At 70.1% G+C, this 26,563-nt stretch carries 28 protein-coding genes; 18 read left to right on the top strand and 10 right to left on the bottom strand.

Going from position 1 to position 26,563, the window contains the following annotated elements; genetic code table 11:
- Position 1: 1 nt before the first annotated feature.
- The gene (locus BN39_RS09245) at positions 2–652 is read right to left on the bottom strand and encodes a TetR/AcrR family transcriptional regulator (RefSeq protein ID WP_040767176.1); all 651 of its coding nucleotides are present in this window, start codon (positions 650–652) and stop codon (positions 2–4) included.
- 88 nt (positions 653–740) lie between these two features.
- On the opposite strand from BN39_RS09245, the gene ppk2 reads away from it, so the two are divergent.
- The 3 genes from ppk2 (at position 741) to BN39_RS09260 (ending at position 3,449) form a co-directional block, all read left to right on the top strand.
- Positions 741–1,676 (top strand): polyphosphate kinase 2, encoded by a 936-nt coding sequence (gene ppk2, locus BN39_RS09250; RefSeq protein ID WP_019202106.1) that lies wholly within the window; start codon positions 741–743, stop codon positions 1,674–1,676.
- A gap of 70 nt (positions 1,677–1,746) precedes the next feature.
- Positions 1,747–2,613, top strand: a complete 867-nt coding sequence (locus BN39_RS09255; protein ID WP_019202107.1) for a hypothetical protein — start codon at positions 1,747–1,749, stop codon at positions 2,611–2,613.
- A complete protein-coding gene (locus BN39_RS09260; RefSeq protein WP_019202108.1) occupies positions 2,610–3,449 on the top strand; it encodes an alpha/beta fold hydrolase in 840 nt (279 codons plus the stop codon). The genes BN39_RS09255 and BN39_RS09260 overlap by 4 nt, the downstream gene beginning before the upstream one ends.
- 99 nt (positions 3,450–3,548) lie before the next feature.
- Here the strand turns inward: BN39_RS09260 and BN39_RS09265 are convergent, their stop codons facing one another.
- Genes BN39_RS09265 through BN39_RS23450 form a run of 3 tightly spaced genes read right to left on the bottom strand, consistent with a single transcriptional unit; the run spans position 3,549 to position 5,267 of the window.
- Positions 3,549–4,241, bottom strand: a complete 693-nt coding sequence (locus tag BN39_RS09265; protein ID WP_040766095.1) for a L,D-transpeptidase — start codon at positions 4,239–4,241, stop codon at positions 3,549–3,551.
- Positions 4,242–4,269: 28 nt separating this feature from the next.
- Positions 4,270–5,112 carry a helix-turn-helix transcriptional regulator gene (locus tag BN39_RS09270; RefSeq protein WP_019202110.1) on the bottom strand — a complete coding sequence of 281 codons (843 nt, stop codon included), beginning with the start codon at positions 5,110–5,112 and terminating at the stop codon, positions 4,270–4,272.
- Complete coding sequence (locus BN39_RS23450; RefSeq protein ID WP_019202111.1) at positions 5,109–5,267, bottom strand: hypothetical protein; 159 nt, start codon at positions 5,265–5,267, stop codon at positions 5,109–5,111. The genes BN39_RS09270 and BN39_RS23450 overlap by 4 nt, the downstream gene beginning before the upstream one ends.
- A 67-nt stretch (positions 5,268–5,334) precedes the next feature.
- On the opposite strand from BN39_RS23450, the gene BN39_RS09275 reads away from it, so the two are divergent.
- Together BN39_RS09275 and BN39_RS22200 are read left to right on the top strand one after the other, a co-directional pair.
- The gene (locus BN39_RS09275; RefSeq protein ID WP_019202112.1) at positions 5,335–6,630 is read left to right on the top strand and encodes an MFS transporter; all 1,296 of its coding nucleotides are present in this window, start codon (positions 5,335–5,337) and stop codon (positions 6,628–6,630) included.
- A gap of 55 nt (positions 6,631–6,685) precedes the next feature.
- Entirely contained in the window at positions 6,686–7,123 is a 438-nt protein-coding gene (locus tag BN39_RS22200; RefSeq protein ID WP_019202113.1) for a DoxX family protein, read from the top strand.
- On the opposite strand, the gene BN39_RS09285 is transcribed toward BN39_RS22200, so the two are convergent.
- A complete protein-coding gene (locus BN39_RS09285) occupies positions 7,111–7,416 on the bottom strand; it encodes a thiamine-binding protein (RefSeq protein WP_019202114.1) in 306 nt (101 codons plus the stop codon). The genes BN39_RS22200 and BN39_RS09285 overlap by 13 nt on opposite strands.
- Entirely contained in the window at positions 7,413–9,449 is a 2,037-nt protein-coding gene (locus BN39_RS09290) for a prolyl oligopeptidase family protein (RefSeq protein ID WP_040767194.1), read from the bottom strand. The genes BN39_RS09285 and BN39_RS09290 overlap by 4 nt, the downstream gene beginning before the upstream one ends.
- 30 nt (positions 9,450–9,479) lie before the next feature.
- Between BN39_RS09290 and lpdA the strand changes: the two genes are divergently transcribed.
- Together lpdA and thpD are read left to right on the top strand one after the other, a co-directional pair.
- Positions 9,480–10,862 (top strand): dihydrolipoyl dehydrogenase, encoded by a 1,383-nt coding sequence (lpdA, locus tag BN39_RS09295; protein WP_040766096.1) that lies wholly within the window; start codon positions 9,480–9,482, stop codon positions 10,860–10,862.
- Between the two features lie 294 nt (positions 10,863–11,156).
- On the top strand, positions 11,157–12,029 hold the full coding sequence (gene thpD, locus BN39_RS09300) for an ectoine hydroxylase (RefSeq protein ID WP_019202117.1): 873 nt from the start codon (positions 11,157–11,159) through the stop codon (positions 12,027–12,029).
- An 86-nt stretch (positions 12,030–12,115) separates the two neighbouring features.
- On the opposite strand, the gene BN39_RS09305 is transcribed toward thpD, so the two are convergent.
- Both BN39_RS09305 and ramB read right to left on the bottom strand, forming a co-directional pair.
- A complete protein-coding gene (locus BN39_RS09305) occupies positions 12,116–12,637 on the bottom strand; it encodes a carboxymuconolactone decarboxylase family protein (RefSeq protein ID WP_019202118.1) in 522 nt (173 codons plus the stop codon).
- A 22-nt stretch (positions 12,638–12,659) separates the two neighbouring features.
- Positions 12,660–14,060, bottom strand: a complete 1,401-nt coding sequence (gene ramB / locus BN39_RS09310; RefSeq protein ID WP_019202119.1) for an acetate metabolism transcriptional regulator RamB — start codon at positions 14,058–14,060, stop codon at positions 12,660–12,662.
- Positions 14,061–14,475: 415 nt separating this feature from the next.
- Here ramB and aceA point away from each other — a divergent pair, with 415 nt between their 5' ends.
- From aceA to BN39_RS09330, 4 genes are all read left to right on the top strand, one after another.
- Positions 14,476–15,768, top strand: a complete 1,293-nt coding sequence (gene aceA / locus BN39_RS09315; protein WP_019202120.1) for an isocitrate lyase — start codon at positions 14,476–14,478, stop codon at positions 15,766–15,768.
- Positions 15,769–15,926: 158 nt separating this feature from the next.
- On the top strand, positions 15,927–16,796 hold the full coding sequence (locus BN39_RS09320) for a 3-hydroxybutyryl-CoA dehydrogenase (RefSeq protein ID WP_040766100.1): 870 nt from the start codon (positions 15,927–15,929) through the stop codon (positions 16,794–16,796).
- Between the two features lie 216 nt (positions 16,797–17,012).
- Positions 17,013–18,011, top strand: coding sequence for an NAD(P)/FAD-dependent oxidoreductase (locus tag BN39_RS09325; RefSeq protein WP_019202122.1), 999 nt, complete (start codon positions 17,013–17,015; stop codon positions 18,009–18,011).
- A 40-nt stretch (positions 18,012–18,051) separates the two neighbouring features.
- Positions 18,052–18,792 (top strand): class I SAM-dependent methyltransferase, encoded by a 741-nt coding sequence (locus tag BN39_RS09330; protein WP_051158994.1) that lies wholly within the window; start codon positions 18,052–18,054, stop codon positions 18,790–18,792.
- Here the strand turns inward: BN39_RS09330 and BN39_RS09335 are convergent.
- Positions 18,777–19,661 (bottom strand): LysR family transcriptional regulator, encoded by an 885-nt coding sequence (locus BN39_RS09335; RefSeq protein WP_019202124.1) that lies wholly within the window; start codon positions 19,659–19,661, stop codon positions 18,777–18,779. The genes BN39_RS09330 and BN39_RS09335 overlap by 16 nt on opposite strands.
- 120 nt (positions 19,662–19,781) lie before the next feature.
- On the opposite strand from BN39_RS09335, the gene BN39_RS09340 reads away from it, so the two are divergent.
- Both BN39_RS09340 and BN39_RS09345 read left to right on the top strand, forming a co-directional pair.
- On the top strand, positions 19,782–20,534 hold the full coding sequence (locus tag BN39_RS09340) for an SDR family oxidoreductase (RefSeq protein ID WP_019202125.1): 753 nt from the start codon (positions 19,782–19,784) through the stop codon (positions 20,532–20,534).
- Positions 20,535–20,575: 41 nt separating this feature from the next.
- On the top strand, positions 20,576–21,805 hold the full coding sequence (locus BN39_RS09345; protein ID WP_081586068.1) for a low temperature requirement protein A: 1,230 nt from the start codon (positions 20,576–20,578) through the stop codon (positions 21,803–21,805).
- A gap of 68 nt (positions 21,806–21,873) precedes the next feature.
- On the opposite strand, the gene BN39_RS09350 is transcribed toward BN39_RS09345, so the two are convergent.
- A complete protein-coding gene (locus BN39_RS09350; protein ID WP_019202127.1) occupies positions 21,874–22,728 on the bottom strand; it encodes a polyphosphate kinase 2 family protein in 855 nt (284 codons plus the stop codon).
- Between the two features lie 142 nt (positions 22,729–22,870).
- Between BN39_RS09350 and BN39_RS09355 the strand changes: the two genes are divergently transcribed.
- From BN39_RS09355 to BN39_RS09375, 5 genes are all read left to right on the top strand, one after another.
- Positions 22,871–24,094 (top strand): DUF445 domain-containing protein, encoded by a 1,224-nt coding sequence (locus tag BN39_RS09355; protein WP_371190631.1) that lies wholly within the window; start codon positions 22,871–22,873, stop codon positions 24,092–24,094.
- An 84-nt stretch (positions 24,095–24,178) separates the two neighbouring features.
- Positions 24,179–24,568 (top strand): helix-turn-helix domain-containing protein, encoded by a 390-nt coding sequence (locus tag BN39_RS09360; protein ID WP_040766101.1) that lies wholly within the window; start codon positions 24,179–24,181, stop codon positions 24,566–24,568.
- Positions 24,565–25,098, top strand: coding sequence for a hypothetical protein (locus BN39_RS09365; protein ID WP_019202130.1), 534 nt, complete (start codon positions 24,565–24,567; stop codon positions 25,096–25,098). Before BN39_RS09360 ends, BN39_RS09365 begins: the two co-directional genes overlap by 4 nt.
- A 73-nt stretch (positions 25,099–25,171) precedes the next feature.
- Positions 25,172–25,468 carry a DUF2516 family protein gene (locus BN39_RS09370; protein ID WP_019202131.1) on the top strand — a complete coding sequence of 99 codons (297 nt, stop codon included), beginning with the start codon at positions 25,172–25,174 and terminating at the stop codon, positions 25,466–25,468.
- A 24-nt stretch (positions 25,469–25,492) separates the two neighbouring features.
- Positions 25,493–26,536, top strand: coding sequence for an alpha/beta fold hydrolase (locus BN39_RS09375; protein ID WP_019202132.1), 1,044 nt, complete (start codon positions 25,493–25,495; stop codon positions 26,534–26,536).
- Positions 26,537–26,563 lie beyond the last annotated feature (27 nt).

Consider the following 26,563-nt stretch of genomic DNA (forward strand, 5'->3'; position numbering starts at 1 on the left):
CTCAGGCGCCGTAGAAGGCGCGGCAGATGGCCCTGCCGTAGAACTCGCCGATCCGCTCCGAATCGCCGCGCCACTCGGGTCCGGCGTCGTCCGGGCGGTCCGCCAGCATGGTGCGCACCGCGGCCTCGCAGGCGGAGACGAACAGCTCCATGAGCATCGGCAGCTTCGCCTCCAGCCCCTGCATGTCCCACCAGCGGGTGAGGGCCGGGCGGATCCACTCCTCGGCCTGCTTCGCGAGGGTGGCGCGGGCCTCGCGAACGCGGTGCACCACTTCGGGATCGGTGACGCCCGAGAACAGCAGCTGCCAGGTGTCGGCGCGCTCGTTCACGGCGGCCAGGAGGTTCTGGAAGCCGATCACGAAGGCGCGCTCGGGATCCTCGCCGTGCGCGTTGTGCAGTGCCGCGAGGACGTACGTCATCATCCGCTCGGTCTCGCGGTCCAGCAGCTCGGTGATGAGCGCGACGCGATCCGGATAGCAGGAGTAGATCACGGGGCGGGTGACCTGCAGCCGGTCGGCGACGGTGCCGATCGTGACGGCGCTGAGGCCGTCGCGGGCGGCGATCTCGAGCGCGGCGTCGAGAACCTGCGGGCGGCGGCGCTCGGGGCCGAGGTGTTCGGCGCGGCGGCGGCCGCGGGTTCGGGTGGTAGGCATCGTCGCCACTTTACGCCGGGGCGGGACGTCTCGCGTTCACGCATAGTTCACCGCCCGGACCCCGCTCGCACTTACGCTTCGTCGCGTGATGGATCTCGATCTTCCCGTGGGCATCGACCTCAGCGCGGTCAGCGGGCGCGAAGCGCTGCAGCAGATCGTCGACCTGAGGGCGACCGAGGGCTTCTCGGTCAACGACGACGATGACGACGACCCGGTGCTGCTCACGCCGGAGCGGCACGTCGTGGACACGTGGCGCGAGGGATACCCCTACGCGGAGCGGATGCGGCGCTCGGAGTACGAGCGCGACAAGCGCCTGCTGCAGATCGAGCTGCTCAAGCTGCAGCGCTGGGTCAAGGACACCGGGCAGCGGCTGATCATCGTGTTCGAGGGCCGCGACGCCGCCGGCAAGGGCGGCACCATCAAGCGCTTCACCGAGCACATGAACCCCCGCGGCGCCCGCGTCGTGGCGCTCGTGAAGCCCACCGAGCGGGAGGCGGGCGAGTGGTACTTCCAGCGCTACATCGACCACTTCCCGACCAACGGCGAGATCGTCCTGTTCGACCGCTCCTGGTACAACCGCGGCGGCGTCGAGCGGGTGATGGGCTTCTGCTCGGAGGAGCAGCACGAGCGCTGGGAGCACCAGGTGCCCCTGTTCGAGAAGATGCTCGTCGAGGACGGCATCGTGCTCACCAAGTTCTGGTTCTCCGTGACCCAGCTGGAGCAGCGCACGCGCTTCGCGATCCGGCAGATCGACCCGGTGCGGCAGTGGAAACTCTCGCCGATGGACCTCGCCTCGCTGGACAAGTGGGACGACTACACGGCCGCGAAGGAGGAGGTGTTCGCCGCCACGGACACCGATTACGCGCCGTGGACCGTGGTGAAGAGCAACGACAAGAAGCGCGCCCGGCTCAACGCGATGCGTTACATCCTCAGCAAGTTCGATTACGACAACAAGGACCACGAGGTGGTCGGGGTGCCGGACCCGCTGATCGTCGGGCGTGGCAAGGACCTGATCAGCGACTGACGGTGCCGGAGCGATCGACGGTGCCGGGAGCGGAGCGAGTGGGTCGGGATCGTCGAGTAGCGTTGTCGCCGTGCGTTCACTGACGGCCTTCCTCCTCGTTCTCGTCGCCATCGGCGCGACGTTCGTGGCGGTCCCCGCCAACTGGGCGAACCGGCACGTCGTCGACCGGGCGCAGTTCATGCAGCTCATGGAGCCCCTCGGGCGCGACCAGGGCGTACAGGATGCGATGGCGCAGGAGATCTCCCAGCAGGTGCAGCGGCTGCTCACCGAGCAGGGCGACGCGCGGCCGCCGCTGGACGCGATCACTCCGTACGTCTCCAGCTACACCCACGGCCCGCAGTTCCCGGGGGCGTTCACCGAGGCCATCGGGCAGGTGCACACCTGGCTGCTGGTCCGGCCCACCGCGGAACAGCGGCTGCGCGGCGCCACCACCGCGGAGATCGACCTGGCGCCGATGATCCGTGACGTGGCCGCCGCCAACAACGTCAAGGTCGACGTCCCGGAGCGGGTGACCATCGACCTCTCCGGCACCGGCGCCAACCGCGACCTGTTCCGTGCGGGCCGGTACGCGAGCGTCGCCGACGGCATCAGCACGGCCGCCTGGGCGGCGCCGCTGATCGCCGTCGTGTCCGCGCTACTGGCGCTGCTGGCCGCGCACCGTCGCGGGTTCATGCTGTTCTACCTGGGGCTCGGGGTCGCGGTCGCGGCCGGCGTCACGTGGATGCTGTGCGTCGTTGCCCCGTCGTACGTGACGGGCCGGGGCGGCACCGGCGGCCTCAGCCCGACGGTGCTCGACGCGGCCGTCGCGCAGGTCACCCAGAGTCTCAACCCGTGGATCGCGACCGAGGCCGCGGTCGGCGGCGCGCTCGCGCTCATCGGGCTGATCTTCGGGGGCCTCGGCGCCGTCGCCGCGCGGCGCGCGGAGCAGCGCTGGTGACCACGCCCGCCTCCGCGGGCCGGCGGCCCACCGTCGCCACGCTGACCTACAAGGACGGGACCACGAACCCCGTCCGCATCTTCCGCGGACCCGACCCCGCGGCGCCGTGCTTCCTGCTGTGGCCCGGCGTCAACGTGCCCGCGGGCTACTTCGACGACATGGGGCGCGCCCTCGTCGACGCCGGTTTCAACGCCGTCGCGTCCGAGCTGCGCGGTCAGGGCGACTCCCGGCCGCGCGGTGCCGGCGGCGCGCACGGGTTCCAGGACGTGGTGGTCGAGGACTACCCCGCGGTCTCCGCCCTGGTGCGGCAGAAGTTCCCCTCCGCGCCGCGGATCCTGGTGGGCCACAGCCTCGGTGGGCTGATGGGCGTCATGTACGCGGCCCGCGCGCGGCGCAACCTCGCGGGGGTCGCGCTGATCGCGTGCGGCACCGGCTACTACAAACTCGACGGGCTCGGCGGCGCGGCGCGGCGCATCGGGACGTCGGTGGCCGCGCGCGCCTCGGCCCGACGGGGCCACTGGTCCGGCCCGGACGGGCTCGGCGAGGTGCCCAAGGGCATCGTCCGCGACTTCGACCACCTGGTGCAGACGGGCGACTTCAACGTGGACGGCGCCGACATCGACTACGAGGCGCGGATCGCCGCCACCCGCACGCCGGTGCTCACCATCGCGATCGGGGGCGACCAGATGGTGAGCGACCGGCAGTCGCGGTACGTGGGGGAGAAGTTCCCGTCGCACGCGCACGTCCGGATCCCCGGGGAGCTCGGCCACAACCAGTGGGTCCTCTCGCCCGAGTCCGTGGTGCCCACCCTGTCGGAGTGGGCGTCCGGGCTCTGAGGCGCACCGTCGGGTCCGTTCCGATCCTCGGTGGGTTGCTGCGGGCCCCGCACGGCGTGTCGCCGCAGTAACGCACCGAGGCTGCGGACCGAGGCTGCTTCAGCCGGCCTGACCGGTGACCAGGACCGGAGTGAAGGCGGGCGAGAGCCACTTCAGCAGCGCGATCATCGCCTCGCGGCTGATCGCGACGCAGCCGAGCGTCGGGTTGCCGTCGGTGACGTGCAGGAACATCGCGCCGCCCTTGCCCGGGGTGTGGCTCGGGTTGTTGTCGAAATGCACCGCGTAGTCGTACACCGGGCCGGCGTCGTAGAGGTTCTCGCTCTCCGGGCCGGGGCTCGTGGGCCGGGTGACCATGCGGTCGTAGGTGGGGGAGTTCACGTTCCCGTCCCACCAGTGCTGGTTCGTCACCGTGGTGTACGGCAGCGCCGTGCCGGGGTTGTCCTGGCGGCCGAACGCGAGGTCCAGCTTGAAGACGCCGAACGGGGTGCGCGGCACGCCGTCCTTGCCCTCGCCGATGCCCTGCTGCCCGACCTTGCCGGGGATCGGGCCGTAGACCTTGGTCCAGCCCCGCTCCATCACGGCCCACGCGGACACCTGCACGTCGGTGGAGGACATCGACGGTGCGGCCACTGTGATCACCTCGCGGGTGCCCGGCACGCCGGCGACCGCGGCGTCGAGGAGCGCCCTGTCGGCGTCCGCGGCCGCGGCCCGGGGAAGCACGATCGAGGAGGCGACGGCCGCAGCGGGCACCGCGGCGAGCCCCACGAGCATCTGGCGCCTCTTCAGCAACATGCGTCACAGTATGACATGAGCTGGGGTTTCACGTGAAGCTGACGCCTCCGTGGCGGACCACCTCGGCGAACCGCTGTTCCGCTTCCTCGTCGGCGGGGAGGTAGACGGTGAGGAAGGAGCCGTCGAACCGGTCGAGGAGGTAGCGCGCGCTGCTGAACCTGATCCACCCGATCGGCGGACAGTGGAAGCGGTGCTCGCCGGGGAAGTGGCCGACCTCCTGCGATTCCCACGCCGCCGCGATCACGCGGCTGCTGCCCGTGATCGCGGTGATGAAGCGCTCCCATTCGGGTTCGCCGACGTGCCGGCCGTACGCATGGCGGACCTGTGTGACCATCGCCGCGAGGTAGTCGGGGTCGGTGACGGGGTGCCGGGTGTCGGCGGCGCGGCCCATCTTGTAGAGCGCGTTCCGGTCCAGCCCGGTGTTGCCTGCGATGCCCCGGAACACCAGGCGGAAGCCCTCGCTCGCCGAGATCAGGTCGTACCTCTCGGTGAAGACGGCGGCGGGCGTGGTGCCGAACCGGTCGAGCACCCGCCGGGTGACGGCGTCGATCTCCACGACGCCGTCCGCATCGCCGGCGCTCCGGGCGGCGGGCACGCCGGCGACGCGGTAGAGGTAGTCGTGCTCCTCGCCCGTGAGCCGGAACAGCCGCGCGAGGGCGTCGAGGACCTGCGTGGACACCGAGATCCGCCGCCCCTGTTCGAGCCACGTGTACCAGGTCAGGCCGACACCGGCGAGCGCCGCGACCTCCTCCCGCCGTAGGCCGGGTACTCGACGGGGCCCGGTTCGGGGAAGGCCGACGGCCTCCGGGGGCAGCGCGTCGCGCCGGGCGCGCAGGAAGGCGCCCAGCTCGCTGCTCCGTTCGCCACTCACTCGGACAGCATTCCGCGGATCCCGCGGATTGTCATGGCGTGCGGCCCGGCGCGGGTGGTGGTGGCGGTACCAGGATGATCCGCCTCCTGGTGCGGCTCCGTGCCGGTGCGGAGAGTGGTGTCCGTGAACCGCACCGCCGCCCGGGAAACCGACACCGCCCCATCGTCGTCGTACGGAGGTGTCACGAAACTCCTTGCCCTGTTGGGGTTCTCAACGATGCCGATGATCGACGCGACGATCGTCAACGTCGCTGCGCCGTCCATCGCGCGGAACCTCCCCGCGACCCCGACGCAGTTGCAGTTCGTGGTGGGCGGCTACCTGCTCGCGTACGGCTCGCTCATCATCACGGGCTCCCGGTTGGGGGCCCGGTACGGTCACGTCCGCACGCTGCGCGCGGCGACCGTGGGCTTCGTCGTCGCCTCCGTCGCCTGCGGTCTCGCGCCCGACGCGGTCGTCCTCGTCGCCGCGAGGGCGGTGCAGGGCATGACGGCGGCCGCGATCATGCCGCAGGTCATGAGCCTGATCCAGCGGAGCTACGCCGGTCCCGGGTTGGCGCGCGCCCTCTCGATGTTCAGTCTCACCACCGCCGGCGGCTTCATCGTCGGTCAGGTCGGCGGAGGCCTGCTCGTCGCCCTCGACGTGGCGGGCCTCGGCTGGCGTCTGGTCTTCTTGGTGAATCTGCCGATCGGGCTGGCGCTCCTGGTGGCGCTCTGCCGGTACTTCGCGGCGGACGAGGGTGATCCGGGGACGCGGATGGATCCCGGCGGCGTCGCCGCCGGTGCCGCGGCGTTGTTGCTGCTCATCGCGCCGCTGACGTTCGGCCGTGACTACGGTTGGGCGCCCTGGGTGCTCGTGCTCCTCGCGCTCGCGGCTCCGGCGCTCGGCGTCTTCGCCGGGGTGGAGCGGGCGGTCGCACGCCGCGGAGGGAGCCCGCTCGTCTCCGCGGGCCTGCTGCGCTCGAGGGGATTCCCCGCCGCGATCGCGGTGGTGCTGCTGGTGTTCGCGAACTACGCCGGGTTCCTCTTCGCCACCACGCTGTTCCTCCAGGACGAGCACGGGTACGGACCGCTGGGGTCCGGGCTGTGGTTCCTGTTCTTCACCCCGGGTTTCCTCGCGGTCACCGTCGGTTGGAAGCGGCTGCCGCCACGGCTGCTGGGGCCGCTCGTCGCGCTCGGCGCCGTGGTGATCGTGGCCGGCGACCTCCTGCTGTGGTGGGCGGGACGATCGTCCTCGGTGGGACTTGGGTTCGCGCTCGCGCTGCTGATCCTGGGGACCGGGACCGGCGCGATGTTCGGCCCGATCCTCACGCTCTCGCTGCGGTCCGTCGCGCCCGGCCTGGCGCCGGAGGCGAGCGGCGTCGTCACCACGATGTTCCAGGTGGGCAGCGCGATCGGGGTGTCGGTGATCGGGTCCGTCTACTTCGCCGGCGGCCTGGCCGCCGCAGCGGTGTGGTCCGCGCTGTTCGCGGGCGCCGCCGGGGTGCTCGTGGTCCTGACGCTCGCCCGGCGCCGGGCGTAGCCGGAACCGGCCGCGTCGGCTGCGCCGGAGTTCCGCCTTCCGTACCTTCGACGCTGTGGACAGCGCGAGGGATCTGTGGCTGGTGGTGGCGCGGGCGAGTGTCGGGGTGATGTTCTTCCTCAGCGGCTGGGGGAAGGCGGCGAACCCGAAGAAGTTCGCCGCCGACTTCGCGGGCTGGGGCATCCCCGAGCCCGACCTCGCGTCGACGGCCACGGCGTGGGCGGAGCTGATCCTCGGCGCGCTCCTCGTGCTGGGGCTGCTCACCCGGATCGCCGCGGCGGGCCTCGCAGTGACGATGGCGGGAGCGATCTTCTACTCCGTGTGGCCCGCCGCGATGGAGGCGTCCACCACGCCCACCGGCTTCCTCAGCCAGTTCTTCTACAGCCCCGAATGGCTCCTGCTGCTGGTGCTGCTCGCCCTGGTGGGCGCCGGTCCCGGCCGCTTCGCGCTCGACGAGCCGTTCGGCATCGAGGCCCGCTTTCAGCGCAGGTGACGCTCGACCCGCTCCACCTTCGAGGCCAATTGCCCGGTGTGCCCCGGGCGGATGTCGCACTTGACCACGAGTGAGACCCGCGGTGCGGTCTCGGCGAGGCGGTCCACGCAGGCCTTGATCACGCCCATCACCTCGTCCCACTCGCCCTCGATGTTGGTGAACATCGCGTTGGTCTCGTTCGGCAGGCCGCTCGCCCGGACGATGGCGACCGCCTCCGCCACCGCCGCGGCGACGCCACCGTCGCCGTCCTCCTGGTCCCCGCCCATTGGGCTGATCGAGAACGCCGCGATCATCGTGCACCTCCCAGTTCGCGCCAGAGGAATTCGTACGCCAGGGCGGACTTGAACGCGGCCTGCTTGTTGTCGGCCGCGCCGCCGTGCCCGCCCTCGATGTTCTCGTAGTACTCCACGCCGATGCCGCGGTCCTGCAGTGCGGCCACGAACTTGCGGGCGTGCCCGGGGTGCACCCGGTCGTCCCGCGTCGACGTGGTCACCAGGAGCGCCGGAAGGTCCGCGTCTGCGGCGGGAAGGTTCTGGTACGGCGAGTACTCGCTGATGTACGCCCATTGCGCGGGATCGTCGGGATCGCCGTACTCGGCCACCCACGAGGCCCCCGCCAGCAGCCGGTTGTAGCGCCGCATGTCCAGCAGCGGAACCTGACAGACGATGGCGCCGAACAACTCCGGGTACCGCGTGTACATCACGCCCATGAGCAGGCCGCCGTTGCTGCCGCCCTGCGCGCCCAACTGCCCGCGGGTGGTGATCCCCCGCGCGACGAGGTCCTTCGCCACCGCCGCGAAGTCCTCGTACGACCGCAGCCGGTTCTCCTTGAGCGCCGCGGTGTGCCACTGCGGGCCGTACTCTCCACCGCCGCGGATGTTGGCCAGCACGTACACGCCGCCGCGCTCGATCCAGGAGGCGCCGGAGATCGGCGTGTAGTCCGGCGTCAGCGAGATCTCGAAGCCGCCGTAGCCGTACAGCAACGTCGGCTGCGGGCCGTCCTGCGGACGGCGCACCACGAAGTACGGGATCCGCGTGCCGTCCTCGCTGGTGGCGAAGAACTGCTCGGACGTCACGCCCTCGGCGTCGTAGAACGCGGGCGCCGACTTGAGCGGCGCCACCTCGCCGCCCGCCGTGCCGTGCAGCAGCGTGGGCGGTAGCGTGAAACCGCTTGCGGTGGCGAAGATCTCGTCCGATTCCCGCGGGTCGGTGAAGTACACGCCGATCTCCGCCAGCTCGGGGAAGCCGCGGGTCTCCCGCTCCTCCCAGGTGCCGGGTTCCAGCGTGTGCAGCTCCGACCGCACGTCCCGCATCGTCGACAACAGCAGGTACGACCGGGTCCACGCGTATCCGGCCAGCGCGGTGTGCGCGTCCGGGGTGAAGATCGTCGTGAAGTCGCGGCCGCCGGACCGGTAGTCGTCCAGGTCGAAGGCCACCAGCGCGCCGGGGCCGACGGTGCCCGACGGCAACTCCCACGCCGTCTTCGGCCGCACCAGCAGCCGCGACTCGTGGACGTCGGTGTCCGCGTCCGTCGGCACGTCGATCCGCTCCAGCGCGAGCGTCTCCGGATCCAACAGGTAGATCTCGCTGTTGTAGAAGTCCACCGCGCGGGAGACGAAGTGCCGCTCGTACCCGGGGGTGTCGTCGTAGCCGGCGCCGATCGACACGTCGGTCGCGTGGCCCTCGTAGATCGTGTCGGCGTGCCCGAGCGGCGTCCCCCGCCGCCACCGCTTGACGATCCGCGGGTACCCGGATTCGGTGAGCGAGCCCGCGCCGAAGTCGGTGCCCACGTACACGGTGTCCTTGTCGATCCACGAGATCCGGCTCTTGGCCTCGGGCAACTCGAAGCCGTCGCCGGCACCGTCGACCCACTCCCGACGGGAGATCGAGAACTCGCGCACCACGGTGGCGTCCGCGCCCCCGCGCGACAGCGAGACGAGCGCGCGGTCGTACCGCGCACCGTCGGGCGACTCGGACCGCAGGACGGCCGCGCCGCCCCAGACCCAGTTCTCGCCCTCGGCCTCGCGGAGCGCGTCGACGTCGATCACGACTTCCCACTCCGGGCTCTCGGTGCGGAAGGACTCGAGCGTGGTGCGGCGCCACAGCCCGTAGGGGTGTTCGGCGTCCCGCCAGAAGTTCCACAGGTACTCGCCGCGGCGCACCGGATAGGGGATGCGCTGGTCCGTGTCCAGGATCTCGAGCGCGCGCGACTGGATCTCCTCGAACCGCGGCCCGGCCAGGCGCGACGTGCTCGCGGCGTTGCGGTCACGGGCCCAATCGAGGGCCGTGGTCGATTCCACTTCTTCGAGCCATACGTACTCGTCCATGACGTCCACAGTAGGGCTAGGCTGAACGACGTGGCTGATCACTTTGACACTGTTGTACTCGGCGCGGGCCCAGGAGGCTACGTCGCCGCAATTCGCGCCGCCCAACTCGGGCAGAAGGTCGCGGTCATCGAGGAGAAGTACTGGGGCGGTGTGTGCCTGAACGTGGGCTGCATCCCGTCGAAGGCGCTCCTGAAGAACGCCGAACTGGCGCACACCTTCAATCACAAGGCGAAGCTGTTCGGCATCTCGGGCGACGTCAGCTTCGACTTCGGCGCGGCGTTCGACCGCAGCCGCAAGGTGAGTGAGGGCATCGTCAAGGGCGTTCACTTCCTGATGAAGAAGAACAAGATCACCGAGATCAACGGGTACGGCACGTTCGTCGACGCCAAGACCATCAAGGTCGGCGAACAGACGGTCACCGCCGACAACGTCATCATCGACACGGGTTCGACGGTGCGCCTCCTGCCCGGCGTCCAGTTGTCCGACAACGTGGTCACCTACGAGGAGCAGATCCTCACCCGCGACCTCCCGGAGTCCATCGCGATCGTCGGCGCCGGCGCCATCGGCATGGAGTTCGCCTACGTGCTGGCCAACTACGGCGTGAAGGTCACCATCGTCGAGTTCCTGGATCGCGCGCTGCCCAACGAGGACGCCGACGTCTCCAAGGAGATCGCCAAGCAGTACAAGAAGCTGGGCGTGGACATCCTGACCTCCACCAAGGTCGAGTCCGTCGACGACCAGGGCGGCCAGGTGGTCGTCAAGTACACCGGGCCGAAGGGCGCCGGCGAGCTCACCGTGTCCAAGGTGCTCATGAGCATCGGCTTCGCGCCGCGTGTCGAGGGCTTCGGCCTGGAGAAGACGGGCGTCGCCCTCACCGAGCGCGGCGCCATCGCCATCGACGACTACATGCGCACCAACGTGCCCGGCGTGTACGCCATCGGCGACGTCACCGCGAAGCTGCAGCTGGCGCACGTCGCCGAGGCGCAGGGCGTCGTGGCCGCCGAGACCATCGCCGGCGCCGAGACCCAGACCCTGGGCGACTACCGGATGATGCCGCGCGCCACCTTCTGCCAGCCGCAGGTGGCCTCGTTCGGCCTCACCGAGCAGCAGGCGAAGGACGAGGGCCACGACGTCAAGACCGCCACGTTCCCGTTCTCGGCGAACGGCAAGGCGCAGGGCCTCGGCGACGCCGTCGGCTTCGTCAAGCTGGTCTCCGACGCCAAGTACGGCGAGCTGCTGGGCGGCCACCTCATCGGCCCGGACGTCTCCGAGCTGCTGCCCGAGCTCACCCTCGCGCAGAAGTGGGATCTCACGGTCAACGAGGTCGCGCGCAACGTGCACACGCACCCCACCCTCTCGGAGGCCCTGCAGGAGTCGATCCACGGCCTCGCCGGCCACATGATCAACCTGTAGTAGGCACAGGCCCGTCGCGGCGGCCCGGCATCGTTCGACGGTGCCGGGCCGCCGTCGTCGCTCTGGCCGGAACCGCACGCGGCGTCCCACTGCGTGGGCTCGCCGATCCTTCCGGTGGGATCGATGTCACCGCTTCCCGGTTGGACATGCGCCGTGCCCCCTGGCATGGTCGGTGTCGCGGCGTGGACTCGTTCCACGGCGCCGGGTCGAGAAGGGGCATCGGTCACCGTAGAGCGTCCGCGCCGCAAGGCACGCAGTGCGAAACAGAATGCACTGCCCGGACGGAAGGTATCGATGAACAACTCTGCGACGCTTACCGACCCCTACCCCACGCGCGTCACCACCAGCGAGATCCACGACCGGTACGACCCGGTGATCTGGCCCGGGCGCTCCGGGCCCTGGGACGACGGCGCCGTGAACACCTTCGCGGAACGGGGCTTCCGCAGCGTCGAGAACGTGCTCGACGCCGGCGACCTCGGTGACATCCGCTCCGAAATCGACCGGCTGACCGTCGAACTGGGCGACGACGAGCGCCTCATCCGCGAGACCTCCGACGGCAGCGTCCGCTCGGTCTTCGCGGTCCACGAGCTCAGTGGGCTCGTGGCGGACATCATCGCCCGCGATGACGTGGCCGGCGTGGCCCGCCAACTGCTCGGCGACGACGTGTACGTGCATCAGAGCCGGGTGAACCTCAAGCCCGGTTTCGCCGGCGGGCCGTTCTACTGGCACAGCGATTTCGAGACCTGGCACGCCGAGGACGGGATGCCGTCTCCGCGCGCCGTGAGCGTCTCCCTGTCGCTGACGCCCAACACCCCCTTCAACGGGCCGCTGATGATCATGCCCGGATCGCACCGCAAGTTCGTGTCCTGCGTGGGCGCGACTCCCGGTGACTACCACCGTGAATCGCTGAAGTCCTACCGGCCGCCGTTCGGCACGCCGGAGGAGTGCGACATCGCGTCGATGGCCGAGACGTTCGGCATCGAGCAGGTGACCGGCGGCGCCGGATCGGCGCTGTACTTCGACTGCAACTGCCTGCACGCCTCGGCGGGGAACATCTCCCCGTACCCGCGGTCGAACCTGTTCGTGGTGTTCAACGCGGTCTCGAACGCGCTCGGTGAGCCGTTCGCCGCCGACGCGCGCCGCCCGGACTACCTGGCCGCGCGCTGACGGAAGTGGTTCCCGGATGCGGGTTCTGCGGACGGGCGAGGCCGATTCCTGCCTCGCACCGCCGCAGGACCCGGATCTCGGGAGCGCTACCGCTCGGGCGTGATGCCGAGGACGTCGATCGTGGTGGCCAGGCCGTCGTAATTGGTGGTCAGCAGCGCGATCTCCACCAGTTTCCGGTCCGGGTAGAACTCGGCCAGGCGCCCCCACGTCGCATCCGTGACGTTCTTCGTCTCGACGATCTCGGTGACCGCGGCCAGCAGCGCCGCGCTCGGCTCGTCCCACCCCGTGCCGTCGAAGATCGCGTCGAACTGCGCGTCGGTGAGCCCGGCCTGCGCGCCGATCCGGCGGTGGTGCCCCAGCTCGTAGGCGTTCCCGCGCAGGTGCGCGACGCGCACGATCACCGTCTCCGATTCGCTCCGCCTGAGCGCGCCGAACGGCATGAGCATGCCGGAGTAGCCGAGCCAGCCGAGGAACAGCCGTTTGCCGCGGCCGAGGGTGGAGAACAGGTGCATGTCGTCGGCGCGGATCGCCTTCGCACCGATCCTGCTGATCGCGTAGTTGATCGGGCCGAGCTGGCGGAGGCCGCCGGGTGTCACGCGCGGTGTCATGCTTCGACGCTACTCGACGGGCCTATCTGACCAGGTACGGCGAGGCGGTGGACCGGTGCTCGTCGATGTCGAGCGCCTTGCCGATCGCGGGGAACGCCCGCTGCGGGCAGCCGGCGCGCTCGCACACCCGGCAACCGGCGCCGATCGGGGTCGCGTTGACGTCCGTGAGGTTCAGCCCGCGGGCGTAGACGAGCCGGTGCGCGTGCCGCAGCTCGCAGCCGATCCCGATCGCGAACGTCTTGCCGGGCTGGCCGTACCGGGCGGCCCGTCGTTCGACGGTGCGCGCCACCCACAGGTAGTTGCGCCCGTCGGGCATCTCGACGATCTGCGTGATGATCTTCCCGGGCCACGCGAACGTCTCGTAGACGTTCCACAGCGGGCAGGTGCCGCCCGAGGCGGAGAAGTGGAAACCCGTGGAGCTCTGCCGCTTGCTCATGTTGCCTGCGCGATCCACGCGCACGAAGGACAGGGGCACGCCGCGCAGGTTGGGACGCTGCAGCGTGGACAGCCGGTGCGCGATCGTCTCGTAGCTCACCGAGAAGAACGCGGACAGCCTCTCGATGTCGTACTCGAATTCCTCAGCTGCGCCGTGGAACTGGGTGTACGGCAGCACGACCGCCGCGGCGTAGTAGTTCGCCAGTCCCAGTCTCGCCAGGCTGCGCGCCTCGTCGGAACCGAACCCGGCCCCGTCGATCAGGGCGTCGATGTCGCGCCCGCACTCGAGGTACGCGAGCTCGGCGGCCATCTTGAACACCTGCTGCCCCACGGACAGGTGCCGCGAGATCTCCAGCACCCGGGTGCGCGGGTCGTAGCGGTGCAGCACCATCTCGCCGAGGTCGACGCGGCGCCGGATCGAGACGTTGTGCACGGCCTCGAGCCGGGTGACGATCTCGTGGCGCACGTCCGCGTTGTGCATGCGCATGCGCGCGGTGAGCTCCTCCGCCGCGACGTCCAACTCGTGGAAGTAGTTCTGCCGCTGGTAGAAGAACTCGCGGACCTCCTCGTGCGGGTTCGGGATGGCGCCGCGGGCGCCGGGGTCGTTGCGCCCGTCGGTGACCTGCGCCAGCTGATCCGCGGCGCCCAGGTAGCGGCGGTGCAGCGCCACCATGGCGCGGGCGAACCCGGGGTGGTCGCGGGCCAACTCCGACAGCTCCTCGGTGCTGGTGGGGGCGTCCACGTCCATCGTCACCTCGCGCAGCTCGGCGATGAGCCGCGTCTGGTCCTGCGAGTTGAAGAAGGAGGTGTCCACGCCGAACACGTCGGTGATCTTCAGGAGCACCGGCACACTGAGCGGCCGCACGTCGTGCTCGATCTGGTTCAGGTACGACGGGGAGATCTCCAGCGCCTCCGCCAGCGACGCCTGCGACAGCCCGCGTTCCTTGCGGAGTCCGCGCAGACGGGCGCCGACGAAGGTCTTGGACATGCGGCGAAGCTTAGTCGGGGAGTCCCAGCTACCGGCGGGTTCGCCGGCTTCATCGCGCACTTCGCAGTGAGGTGCATCACAGGCGTCCCGCGGTTCCCGGGCGACGGGCGCGGCACCGTCGGGCGGGATCCGGCCGGGCGGCCCGGCGGCGCGCACCCACAAAATCCCAGTACGGGCGTACTTTTTTGCGCGATGCGTCGCCCGTGTTCTTCGCAACCTTCGCAAGTTGGGGAGGGATTCCTAGCCCGCTTTGGCATTCTCGGACGCCTTGGCCTGCGGCTTTGCGTGTGGCACAGTGTGTGAGGGCGATACGCCGGAACCGCGAATCGGGTTCGCCGCTTGGCTCCGATTCGCAGCCCTCAGGGAGCCGGTCGCCGATCAGATTCAACTGACGCAACTTAAGAACGGGGAGCTAATGAGCACCGTCGGACAGCCGAGGACCGCCGCCGAGATCCAGCAGGATTGGGACACCAACCCGCGTTGGAAGGGCGTCAAGCGCGACTACACCGCCGAGCAGGTCGCGGAGCTCCAGGGCTCCGTCGTCGAGGAGAACACCCTCGCGAAGCGTGGCGCCGAGATCCTCTGGGAGGGCGTGACCAAGGGCGACGACAGCTACATCAACGCCCTGGGTGCCCTCACCGGCAACATGGCCGTGCAGCAGGTGCGCGCCGGCCTCAAGGCCATCTACCTCTCCGGCTGGCAGGTCGCCGGTGACGCGAACCTCTCGGGCCACACCTACCCCGACCAGTCGCTGTACCCGGCCAACTCGGTCCCGGCCGTCGTGCGCCGCATCAACAACGCGCTGCTCCGCGCCGACGAGATCAGCCGCGTCGAGGGCGACGACTCGATCGACAACTGGCTCGTCCCGATCGTCGCGGACGGCGAGGCCGGCTTCGGTGGCGCCCTGAACGTCTACGAGCTGCAGAAGGCCATGATCACCGCGGGTGCCGCCGGCACCCACTGGGAGGACCAGCTGGCCTCGGAGAAGAAGTGCGGCCACCTCGGTGGCAAGGTGCTCATCCCCACCCAGCAGCACATCCGCACCCTGAGCTCGGCCCGCCTGGCCGCCGACGTGTCGAACACCCCCACCGTGGTGATCGCGCGCACCGACGCCGAGGCCGCCACCCTGATCACCTCGGACGTCGACGACCGCGACAAGCCGTTCGTCACCGGTGAGCGCACCGCCGAGGGCTTCTACAACGTCAAGAACGGCATCGAGCCCTGCATCGCGCGTGCCAAGGCCTACGCCCCGTACGCCGACCTGATCTGGATGGAGACCGGCACCCCGGATCTCGAGCTGGCCAAGAAGTTCGCCGAGTCGGTCAAGTCGGAGTTCCCCGACCAGCTGCTGGCCTACAACTGCTCGCCGTCCTTCAACTGGAAGCAGCACCTGGACGACGCGACCATCGCGAAGTTCCAGAACGAGCTGGGCGCCATGGGCTTCAAGTTCCAGTTCATCACGCTGGCCGGCTTCCACGCCCTCAACTACTCGATGTTCGACCTGGCCTACGGCTACGCCCGCAACCAGATGTCGGCGTACGTCGAGCTGCAGGAGCGCGAGTTCGCGTCGGAGGAGCGGGGCTACACCGCCACCAAGCACCAGCGCGAGGTCGGCGCCGGCTACTTCGACCGCATCGCCACCACCGTCGACCCGGAGAGCTCGACCACCGCGCTCAAGGGTTCGACCGAGGAGGGCCAGTTCCACTAGGAACTGGCAGGCCCGCCTCCCCGGGAATCTAGCCGATCGCAGGCGGTCCGTGACTTCTGTCGCGGGCCGCCTGCGGCGTAGGTGGGTACGTTCTGGGCGTACCCCTGCAGAGTCACCCTCATCTCGCCTCGAGCGGTTGTTACGTTAGGAAAATTCTCATGAGTGAAGCTGTATCCAGGGTCGGCGTCGTCGGCGCGGGCCAGATGGGCGGCGGCATCGCCGAGGTGTCCGCTCGTGCGGGCGCCGACGTGCTGGTCTGGGAGGCCACCGAGGAGCTCGCGGCCGGTGGCCGTGCCCGCGTCCTCAAGTCCCTGGACCGCGCCGTGTCCAGCGGCAAGATGACCGAGCGCGAGCGCGACCAGGCCGCCGAGCGGCTGACGTTCACCACCGACTTGGCCGCGTTCGCGGACCGCCAGCTGGTGGTCGAGGCCATCGTCGAGAACGAGGCCGTCAAGGCGGAGATCTTCGGCAAGCTCGACGAGGTCGTCACCGACCCCGACGCCGTGCTCGCCTCCAACACCTCGTCGCTGCCGATCCAGCGCATCGCCACCGCCACGAAGAACCCGGGCCGCGTCCTGGGGCTGCACTTCTTCAATCCGGTGCCGGTACTGCCGCTGGTCGAGGTGATCAGCTCGCTGTCCACGTCGGAGGCCGCCGCGGCGCGCGCCGAGCAGTTCGCCTCCGAGGTGCTGGGCAAGCAGGTCGTCCGCGCGACGGACCGTTCCGGCTTCATCGTCAATGCGCTGCTGGTGCCCTACCTGCTCTCCGCGATCCGCATGTACGAGTCGGGCTTCGCCACCGCCGAGGACATCGACAAGGGCATGATGCTCGGCTGCGCGCACCCGATGGGGCCGCTCAAGCTGGCCGACCTCGTGGGTCTCGACACCGTGAAGTTCATCGCCGACGCGATGTACGCCGAGTACAAGGAGCCCACCTACGCCGCGCCGCCGCTGCTGCTGCGCCTGGTGGAGGCCGGCTACGTCGGCAAGAAGTCCGGCCGCGGCATCTACGAGTACCCCGCGAAGTAGCCCGCGCCGGCGGGTGCCGCCGCACCGGCCGCGCCCCTCTCAGTCGCCCCCGCCCGACTTAACAGCGTTAGCCGCAGACGTTTCCCCAGGAAGCGCCCTGGGCTAACGCTGTTAAGTCGGAAGGCGGGGTGCCGTGGAGGAGGATCGGCCGTCGAGGTTTGCTGAACCGGCAAGGAAACTTGCCGGTTCAGTCGTATCTGGGCGACGGTGGATCGCATGAACCAGATCATCGACACCGTCATCATCGGCGGCGGGGCCGCGGGCCTCACCGCCGCGCAGGTCCTCGGCAGGGCGCGGCGTTCCGTCGTGGTCGTCGACGCCGGCGAGCCCCGCAACGCACCCGCCTCCCACATGCACGGCTACCTCGGTCACGACGGGCGCAGCCCCGCCGAGCTGCTCGCGATCGGCCGCCGCGAAGCGGCGGCGTACGGCGTGCGCATCGTGCGCGACGCGGCGACCGGGGCCGAACGCGCACCGTCGGGCGGGACGACGGTGACGCTGCGCAGCGGCGCGCCGCTCACCGCCCGGACCCTGTTGGTGGCCACCGGGCTCGGCGACGAGCTGCCCGACGTGCCCGGAGTCGCCGAGCGATTCGGGCGCGATGTGCTGCACTGCCCGTTCTGTCACGGCTACGAGGTGTGCGACCGGCCGCTCGCCGTGCTCGCCGGCGCGAACGCCGCGATGTCGGTGCACCAGGCGCTGCTCATCCCGCAGTGGTCCCGCGACATGGTGTTCTTCACCAACGGCCTCGACGTGGAGGGCGCGGATCGGGCTCGGATCGAGGCGCGGGGCGTGCGCATCGTCGACGGTGCCGTGGCCGGTCTGACGGTCGAGGACGACGCGCTGCGCGCGGTGCGCCTCGCCGACGGCACGGAGGTGCCGCGGGAGGCGCTGTTCGTCGGCCCCCGGTTCGTCCCGCACGACGATCTGCTGCGCGAGCTGGGGGCCGAGCGCGGTCAGAACGGTTACGTTCCCGTGGACCCGATGGGCGCCGTCGCCGGCCTGCCCGCCGTGTGGGCCGCGGGCAACGTGGTCAACCCGATGGCGCAGGTGATCGTGGCCGCCGGGGCGGGCTCGGCGGCGGCCGGGTCGATCAGTGCGTACCTGTTGGAGCGCGACGTCGAGCGGGAGCTCGCGGAGGCGCGCGACGGCGTGCGCCGGGAGGCGCGGGGGACCGGGCTCGCCGGGTCGCGCCCGCAGGCCGCCGCCGACTAGCGTCGACGGGGTGAACAGTGCGATCGACCGGGTCGAGGCGATGCTCGACCCGAACCGGGTGGGACGCGATCCCGAACGGGTACACGGGTACATCGACGTCCTCGCCCCCGAGGGCGCCCGCCCGACGGGCCTGAGCAACGCGATGATGCACGTGCCCGCGCTCGCCGCGGTGTACGAGAAGGCGTGGCGCCCCGCGTTCACCCGCCTGTTCAGCCTCGGTGGCACGGGCACCCTGAGCTTGCAGGACGTGCTCATCGAGGATCTGGCGACCCGCGGCGATCAGAGGATCCTCGACGTGGCCTGCGGCCCCGGCCTGTACACGAAACCGCTGTCGCGCAGGCTCACCGGGGACGGGATCGCGGTGGGACTCGACGTCTCGGACCCCATGCTCCGCCGTGCGGTGCGGGACAACTCGGGTGACAGGGTGGCGTACGTGCGGGGCAGCGCGCTCGACCTGCCGTTCGGCGACGGGACGTTCGACACCGTCGCCTGCCTCGCGGCCCTCTACCTGATCCCCGCGCCGCGGATCGCGGTCCGCGAGATCTGCCGGGTGACGCGCTCCGGAGGGCGGGTGGCGCTGTTCACCTCGCTGGAGACGCCGCTCACCTCGGTGCTCGGATCGGCTACCGCGGAACGGGTCTCGGGGTTCCGCTGGTTCGGGCGGGACGAGATCACCGGATGGCTGCGGGACGAGGGGATGGTGGACGTCAAGCAGACCGTCTCGGGGCAGGGGCAATTCGTGACGGCGCGCCGCGCACAGGCCCCTCAGGCCGGCGGGTAGGCCGCGAGCAGCGTGGTGCGCAGCGGATCCGTCGTGTGCTGCAACCACAGCGCCTGCACCGGAACCTGTGGGGCATCGTCGATTTCGCGCACCAGCACCCGACCCTCGAACTGCGGCCCGACGGGGTCGGTGACGAACGCCGCGGCTCCCGGGTGCGGCAGCACGGCCGACGCGGGCGGCGTGCCCTGCACCCGGTTCACCACCAGGTCCGGTGCAAATCCCGCGCGGTGGCACTGCGCCACAAGGAAATCCGTGTAGAACGAGCGGTGCGGCGGCGCCCACACCACGATCGGTGAGGACGCCATCTCTGCGAGTGCCACGTGCTCCCGCTCCGCCAGCGGGTGATCGCGGTGCATCGCCACCCGCAGCGGCTGGTGCGTCAGTGTGACGCCGGCGAGCCCGTCGGCGGTGGCGACGCCCCGGCGCAGCACGAGAGACACGGCGCCGCTGCGGAGTTCGTCGACCATCCCGGCGGGGAACACCTCGCGGACCGTCACGGCGGGGGACTCCGGCAGGTCGATCAGGGGCTCCAGCAGCGTGTACGCCTCCGCCGAGGTCACGGCGGGGCTGCGGCCCACGACGAACGGCCGCCGTCCCTGCTCGCCGGCCTCCCGGGCCCGCGCGCCAAGGAGGCGGGCGGCGGAGAGGAGGGTGGGCGCACCGTCGTACAGCGTGCGGGCCGCCGCCGTGGGCGCCAGCCGGCGCCCGGCCCGGGTGAACAGCACGGTACCCAGTTCGCGTTCGAGTTGCCGCAGCGCCGCGGACAGCGCCTGTTGGCTCAGGTGCAGCCGGCCGGCGGCCGCCGCCAGGGAGGGCTCCTCCATCGCGGCGACGAACTGCTCCAGGCGGCGGAGGTCGGGCGTGGTCACGCCTCATCCTTACATACAAACAACAGTGGTGGATTGTCTGGAAACATTCGATTGATGCTTGTGCGATGGGCTTCTACCGTAGAGATTGCAAATGCGCATCGACACGAACGGGAGCATCACATGACGAATCTCGCAGGCAAGTCCGCAGTGGTCGCCGGTGGCGGCAAGAACCTCGGTGGCCTGGTGAGCCGCCACCTCGCAGGGCTCGGCGCGAACGTCGCGGTGCATTACAACAGTGCATCCTCCGAGGCGGAGGCGAAGGAGACCGCCGCCGCGGTCGAGGCGGCGGGCGGCAAGGCGCTCCTGTTCCAGGGCGACCTCACCAAGCCGGCGAAGGCGACCGAGCTCTTCGACGCCGCGAAGGACGCGTTCGGCGGCATCGACATCGCGGTCAACACCGCGGGCAAGGTGCTTCGCAAGCCGATCCTCGAGACGTCCGAGGAGGAGTACGACTCGATGTTCGACATCAACGCGAAGGCGGCGTACTTCTTCATCAAGGAGGCCGGCCGCACCCTCAACGACAACGGCTCCCTGGTGACCGTCGTGACGGCGCTGCTCGGCGCGTTCACCGACGGCTACTCCACCTACGCGGGCGGTAAGTCGCCGGTCGAGCACTTCAACCGTGCGGCGGCCAAGGAGTACGGCGTGCGCGGCATCAACGTCAACGCCATTGCGCCCGGCCCGATGGACACGCCGTTCTTCTACGGCCAGGAGACCCCGGAGCGCGTCGAGTTCCACAAGTCGCAGGGCATGGGCAACCGCCTGACCCTGATCGAGGACATCGCCCCGATCATCGACCTGCTGGTCTCCGACGGCGGCCACTGGATCACCGGCCAGACGATCTTCGCCAACGGCGGCTACACGACTCGGTGACATCCCGCGCACACAACGGCGGTTCGGTACAGAATGTCCCGGTGACTGAACGAACATCACGCGTGCGCCACCGGCTGATCCGCATGTCGGGTCGTGACCGCGACGAGCAGGGCCGCACCGCCACCACACTGGAGCTGTTCTTCGACCTCACCTTCGTGGTCGTGTTCTCCCTCGCGGGAGTGCAGCTCGCGGACGCCGTGGCCGAGGCGCACTACCTCAGTGCGTTCCTCGGCTTCGGCTTCTGCGCGTTCGCCGCCATCTGGGCCTGGATCAACTTCACCTGGCTGGCGTCGGCGTTCGACACGGACGACTGGCTGTTCCGCCTGGTGACCATGGTGCAGATGATCGGCGTCTGCATCATGGGGCTCGGCGTGGAGCCGGTGTTCGCGTCGATCACGGCGGGGGAGACGCCCGACAACCGGGTGATCGTCCTGGGCTACGTGGTGATGCGCGTGGCGCTCCTCGCGCAGTGGGCCCGCGTCGCGATCGCGTCGCCCACCTACCGCGCCGCCGCGCAGACGTACATCATCACGATCCTCGTCGCGCAGGTCGGCTGGGTCCTCACGGCCGTGCTGCCGCTGACCCTGGGCCAACTGCTCGCGGCCGCGTTCGTGCTCTACGTCGTGGAGCTGTCCGGCCCGTTCATCGCCGAGCGGCGCCGCGCCACGCCGTGGCACCCGCATCACATCGCGGAGCGCTACGGCCTGCTGACCATCATCACGCTCGGCGAGGGCGTGGTGGGCACCGTCACCGCGATGCAGGCGCTGGTGAAGTCGCAGGGCTGGAGCACCGACGTGGCGATCTTCGGTGTCGCGGCCATGGTCCTCAACCTGGCGCTGTGGTGGATCTACTTCTCCGTCCCCGTCGGGGAGGCGCTGCACCGCAACCCGGCCAAGTGCTTCCTCTGGGGCTACGGGCACATCGTGATCTTCATGGGGGTCGCGGCGTTCGGCGCGGGACTGCACGTCGAGGCTCTCGGCGTCTCGCACGAGGCGCACGTCAGCAACCTGGTGGTCGCGTCGGCGTTCGTGGTCCCGCTGGTGATCGCCGTCCTCGGGATCGCCGTCATGGACGCGTACCTCACCGGGTTCGACGGTCCGCGCGCCGCCGCGGTGCTGATCACCCTGCTGCTGCTCGGCGGCGGTCTGGTGGCGGTGGCGCTCGGCGCGACCCCGCTCGCCGCGGTGGTGTGGAGCGCCGTCGCCGTGGCGGTGCAGGTGGTCGTCGAGGAGCTGTGGGCCGGCGAGCGCCGCGACCAGCGCCTCGCCTGATCCCCGCTCCGCCGGTGCTGCCCCTCTAGGGAGAGCGCGGGTGCGGTGCGGATCGACGACGGTGCGGGTCAGGCCTCGGCGAGCCGGGCCTTCTCGTGCTCGACGTCGAAGTCGGCGGGCGGCCAGTCGAGGTTCAGGGACTCCAGCGCCTCGATGAGCAGCTCGGTGATCGCCAAGCGGGAGAACCACTTCCGGTCCGCGGGGATCACGTGCCAGGGCGCGCCGGCGGTGCTGGTGCGGTCCAGCATCGCCTGGTACGCCTCCTGGTACTTCGGCCAGTAGCCGCGCTCGTCGATGTCCGCCGGGTTGTACTTCCAGTACTTGTCGGGGCGGTCCAGCCGCTCCTGCAGGCGCTTCTTCTGCTCGTCGAGCGAGACGAACATGGCGCATTTGATCACCGTCGTGCCCGAGGACGCCAGGTCCTCCTCGAAGCTGTTGATGATGTCGTACCGCGGCTCCCACACGGACTGCGGCACCAGATCGTGCACGCGGACCACGAGCACGTCCTCGTAGTGCGAGCGGTCGAACACGCCGATCTGCCCGCCCTTCGGGGTCTGCTTGTGGATGCGCCACAGGAAGTCGTGCGAGAGCTCCTCGTCGGTGGGCTTGCCGAACGAGGCGGTGTGCACGCCCTGCGGGTCCACCATGCCGATCACGTGGCGCACGATGCCGCCCTTGCCGGCGGTGTCCATGCCCTGCAGCACCAGGAGGACGGACCGGTGATCGCCCGACCGGCCGTTGGCGTAGAGCAACTCCTGCAGCTCGGACAGGCGTGCGCCCCGCGACGCGAGGAGCTCCTCCCCGAGCGCCTTGTCGCCGTCGAAACCCGGCTTACCGGAGGTGTCGATATCGGTGACCGGTGATCCGGGCCGCCAGCGCAGGGCCTCGGATGCCGACTCGGTCCAGCCGTCGTTCTTCGCCATTCCGCAACCCTAACCGTCGCCGGTGGCGACTTTCGGGCAAGATCGACACGTGACCGTGTCATCGACTGCGACGGCCCCGCCGGCCCCGAAGGCGAGCCCGTTCGGCACGCCGGACGAGCAGAAGCGCAAGGACTTGCGCAAGATGAAGGGTGTCGCGCTCGCCTTCCTGCTGGGCGCGGCCGTCGTCTACCTGTTCTGCGAGTACCTCGACACCTACGGCTCGGGGCTCGCCATCGCCGGGCCGTGGGTGGGCTACGTCAAGGCGGCCGCCGAGGCCGGGATGGTCGGCGGGCTCGCCGACTGGTTCGCCGTCACCGCGCTGTTCCGGCATCCGCTGGGCCTGCCCATCCCGCACACCGCGATCATCAAACGCAAGAAGGATCAGCTGGGCGACGCGCTCGGCGATTTCGTCACCGACAACTTCCTCACCCCCGACGTGATCGCCGAGAAGGTCGGCTCGCTCGAGCTCACCACCCGCGTCGCGAACTGGATGGCGGACCCGGACAACTCCGAACGGCTCGGCGCGGAGGCGGCGAAGCTCGTCAAGGTGATGAGCGAGGTACTCCGCGACGAGGACGTCGAGGCGGTGCTCAACAGCACCATCATCAAGCGGCTGGCGGAGCCCGAGTGGGGCCCGCCCATCGGGCGGCTCGTGGAGACCCTGCTCCAGGAGCAGCGGCACCTGCCGCTCATCAACCTGCTCGCCGAGCGGGCGCACCACTGGGCCCTGGGCAGCCAGGGCGTCATCGACAAGATCGTCGACACCGACGGTCCGCAGTGGTCGCCCAAGTTCGTCAACTCGCTGCTGGGCGAACGGATCTACCGCGAGCTGGTGGAGTTCACCTGGAAGGTGCGCAGCGACCCGGACCACGAGGTGCGGCACGCGATGAGCACCTTCCTGTGGGACTTCGCCTCGGACCTGCAGCACGATCCGCGGACCATCGCGAAGGTCGAGGACGTCAAGGCCGAGCTGATGGGCCGCGAGGAGGTGCGCACCGCGGCGCAGGCGGCGTGGCGCGCCGCCAAGCGGATGATCGAGTCCTCCGTCGAGGATCCGGAGTCCACCCTGCGGTCCAAGTTCAGCGAGTCGGCCGCCCGGTTCGGCGTGCGCCTGCGCGACGATCCGTCGCTGCGGGACAAGGCCGACTTCTGGGTCGACCGTTCCGTGCGGCACCTGGTGGCGAATTACGCCGGCCAGATCAGCTCGATCATCACGGACACCGTCGCCCGCTGGGACGCCGATGAGGCGTCCCAGAAGATCGAGCTCCAGGTGGGCCGCGACCTCCAGTTCATCCGCATCAACGGCACCGTCGTGGGGTCGATCGCGGGCCTGGTGATCTACACGGTCACCCAGTTGCTGTTCTGAAAAAAATCATCGTGCTAACAAACTGCTTGCAAGAGTTAGCACTCGGTGTTAGCGTGGTGTCAGCCGCGCAGACGGGAGACCGGAATGACGAGCGATGAAGAGCCCAGCGGGGATTCCGCGAAACCGGGGTCTGAGATCGGAGAGTTCATCCGGGCGCAACGTCTAGCGGCAGAGGTGTCCATCCGGCAGCTGGCCGAGAAGGCGGGGGTTTCCAACCCGTATCTCAGCCAGATCGAACGGGGGCTCCGTCGACCGTCCGCCGACGTGCTCGGGCAGATCGCCAAGGCACTGCGGCTCTCGGCCGAGGTGCTCTACGTGCAGGCCGGGATCCTCGAAGAACGCCCGGGCTCCCCGGTGCGTGACGCGTTGATAGCGGACACGGCCATCAACGAGCGGCAGAAGCGTGCACTCCTCGACATCTACGAGAGCTTCCGCCGCGAGAACGAGACTGCACTGAAGGAGAACATTTCATGAGCGAGCAGAACAACTTCGACGAGCTCCGGACCCCGCTGTTCGCCGCGCTGGGCGCCGGCGACTACGCGTACGAGGCCGTCTCGGACGTCATCGAGAAGCTCCGCGGCTCGGCCGACGGTGCCTCCAAGGACTTCGAGGCCCGCGTCGAGGAGGCCAAGACCAAGCTGACCGAGGCCCGCGACGGCCTGCCCAAGGACGTCGACGAGCTGCGCGCGAAGTTCACCCCGGAGGAGCTCCGCAAGGTGGCCGCCGCCTACATCCAGGTCGCGACCGACATCTACGAGTCGCTGGCCGAGCGCGGCGAGTCGACCTACGAGCGCATCAAGTCGGGCGCCGTGATCGAGGACGCCACCGGCCAGGCCACCAAGGCCTACAACCAGGCCGTCGAGCTGACCGAGTCCTCGCTGGGCCAGGTCGCCGACGCCGCCAAGCAGGTCGGCGAGCGCGCCGCGAAGCTGGTCAACCGCGCCGGCGAGGAGACCGCCGACGTCGCCGAGAAGGCCGCTGACAAGGCCGCCGAGGCGAAGTAAGCCCCCTCGCACGAGAGACGTCCGGGCGCCCGGCGGCAACCGCCGCCGGGCGCCCGACCTCTAGGCTGGAGCCATGGACCTCCTCCTCAACGGGTACGTGACCATCGCGACCATCGCGCAGCTGGTGCTCAGCCTCGCGCTGCTGGGCGCCGCGATCTTCGCCGCGATCCACGCCGCCCGGACCCCCGAGGACGCGTTCCGCGCGGCCGGGAAGTGGCAGAAGAACTACTGGATCATCGCGCTCGTGGTGTGCGCGCTGCTGACCTTCCTGCCCGGGTACTTCGGCATGGTGATCGCCGCCGTCGGCGTCCTCGTCTACCTGCTCGACGCCCGTCCCAAGCTCGACGAGGTCCGGCGTCCCCGTTATTGAGTAGCTGTTAGTAAGGTGACTCCCATGAAGACTTCCAGCAGGCTCGCCCTCGGGGCGCTGGGTGCCGTCGGCGCGGGCGCCGCGGCCGCGGCGGCGGGGATCGCGGCGTACGCGCTCTCCTCGCCCGCGGTGCCGCAGAACGCGAAGCTGATCGAGGACTACGCCGGGCCCCGGGAGGACACCTACGTCGTCTCGGGCGACGGTACGCGGCTGCACGTGCGCAGCTGGGGCCCCGTCGACGGGCCCATCGCCGTACTGATCCACGGTTGGACCTGCAACGTCACCAACTTCCCCAAGCAGGTGGAGCACCTCGTGAGCCGCGGCTTCCGCGTGATCGGCTACGACCAGCGCGGGCACGGCGAGTCCGAGCCCGGTGCCTTCGCCTTCACCGCCGGCGTGCTCGCCGACGATCTGCACGCGGTCCTCGGCCACGCGGTCCCCGCCGGCAGGAAGGCGATCCTCGTCGGCCACAGCATGGGCGCGATCACGATCATGGCGTGGGCGGGCAAGTACCCCGAGGAGGTCGCCGAGCGCGCCCACCACGCGGTGCTGAGTTCCACCTACGCCCGCGACGCGGTGCCCGGTTTCGCCGGCGCCACGCCGCTCGCGGCGCTCCCGCGGATCGCCCCGCGGTTCACCGACCGGCTGGGCGCGGCCGTCCTCGGCGCGAACGTCAAGGTGCGGCACAACCGCCTGCACACCGCCGTGGTCCGGTACGCCGCCCTCTGCGGCTACGCCTCCTACGGCGCCGTCCGCTACACTGAGGACATGGTGGCCAGCTGCCCGTCCGACGTGCGCGCCGAATGGGGCCGCGTGCTCTCCGGCATCGACGTGACGGAGGGCCTGCGCAAGCTGACCATCCCCACCTCGGTCGTGGTGGGCCAGTTCGACCACCTGACGCCGCCGGCGGACGCCGAGGTCATCGCCGCGGAGCTGCGCCTCACCGGCCACCTCGACCGGTTCGCCGTGATCCGCGACTCGGGCCACATGCTCCCGCTGGAGCAGCCGGAGAAGCTCAACGCCCTCCTCGACTCCATTCTGGGCGAGTCCCTCCCCGCTCCCGCCTGACGGCGCACCGTCGGGCCGGTCCCGCGG

It is taken from the genome of Tsukamurella sp. 1534 (genome assembly GCF_000312385.1).
GTDB lineage: Bacteria > Actinomycetota > Actinomycetes > Mycobacteriales > Mycobacteriaceae > Tsukamurella.